Raw genomic sequence first — 1,561 nt, forward strand, 5'->3', positions numbered from 1 at the left:
ATTTATATCTTCTTTTTCTAAACATAGTGATCATTTTTTCATTTGAGGAAATCCCATCTACCTAAAAAATCTTAAACTTTTTCTTCTTCTTACCTTTCTTCTTAATAAGATCTTCGGTTAAAGGAACTTCGTCTTCATCCCTGATCAGGTGGCGGCCTTCTGCCAGCGTTCCGAACACATAGTATAACCCCGGTACAACAATCACCCCGAAAACAGTACCCAGCAACATACCACCGGCCGATGACGCCCCGATAGTGCGGTTACCGACGGCACCGGGACCAGTGGCAAAAAGCAACGGGATCAATCCTGCTATAAAGGCAAAGGAGGTCATTAATATCGGGCGGAAACGTACCCTGGCCCCCTCAATGGTAGCTTCAAGTATAGTAGCTCCCTGCTGATGTTTCTGCACGGCAAACTCCACAATCAATACAGCGTTCTTACCCAGCAAACCAACCAGCATTACCAGGCCCACCTGCGCGTAAATATCATTCGACAAGCCCATTAATCCCAGCAATACAAACGCTCCGAAAACACCTACCGGCAAGGAAAGTATTACCGCCAGCGGGATAATAAAGCTCTCATACTGCGCCGCAAGTACAAAATACACGAACACCAATACGATAAGAAAAATATAAAGCGCCTCGTTTCCACGACCCACTTCATCTTTTGAAAGGCCCAGCCAGTCGATGCCGTATCCTCTCGGCAACGTATTTTTAGCTACTTCCTGGATGGCCTTAATCGCTTCTCCGCTGCTGTAACCCTTTGCAGGAGCACCGTTAATAGCGGCAGCAGTATACATATTGTACCTCGTAATTTCATTGAGGCCCTGGTTCTTCTTTATTTTCATGAAAGCAGAATAGGGCACCATTTCATCCCGGTTATTTTTTATATACAGTTTCAGCACATCATCCGGAAGCGCCCTGTATTGCGGGGAAGCCTGCACATACACTTTGTAAAACGTACCAAACCTGATGAAGCCCTGCTCATAAGTACTTCCTATCAGGATAGATAAGTTGTCCATCGCTTTCCCGATAGACACTCCTTTTTGCATGGCCGCCTTATTATCAATTTCAAGTTCATACTGGGGATAGTTGGCGGCGAAAAAGGTGAACAGGCCCGACAATTCTTTCCGCTTCCTCAGCGCTGCCATAAACTCTTCGTTCACTTTCCCGAATGTTTCATAATCACCCGTGTTGGTTTTATCCAGCAGTCGCAGTGAAAAACCGCCGGCAGCGCCGTATCCTGGTACAGCAGGCGGCTGGAAAAATTCAATAGTGGCGCCTGGTATTACTTTCGCTTTTTCTTCCAGTTCTTCAATAATTTCCTTGGCAGAATGTTTACGGGCCGACCAGCCTTTCAGGTTAATAAGACAGGTACCGGCATTGGATCCTCTACCTTCCGTTAACACTTCATAGCCTGCAAGGGCAGACACGGATTGTACGCCATCCACATGCTCGGCAATTTTCTGTAACTGCCCAGCAATGGCATTGGTTCTTTCCAGTGTAGAGCCGGGTGGTGTTTGAATAATGGCGTATATCATTCCCTGGTCTTCATTGGGAAT

General features: G+C 46.5%; 1 protein-coding gene. It reads right to left on the reverse strand.

Features of this window, described 5'->3' with window-relative positions; genetic code table 11:
• Positions 1-61: 61 nt before the first annotated feature.
• Positions 62-1,561 (reverse strand): efflux RND transporter permease subunit (locus VN105_RS11025; protein WP_325640776.1); only part of this gene is annotated, 1,500 nt, incomplete at its 5' end.

It is taken from the genome of Chitinophaga sp. (assembly GCF_035564935.1).
Taxonomy (GTDB): Bacteria; Bacteroidota; Bacteroidia; order Chitinophagales; family Chitinophagaceae; genus Chitinophaga.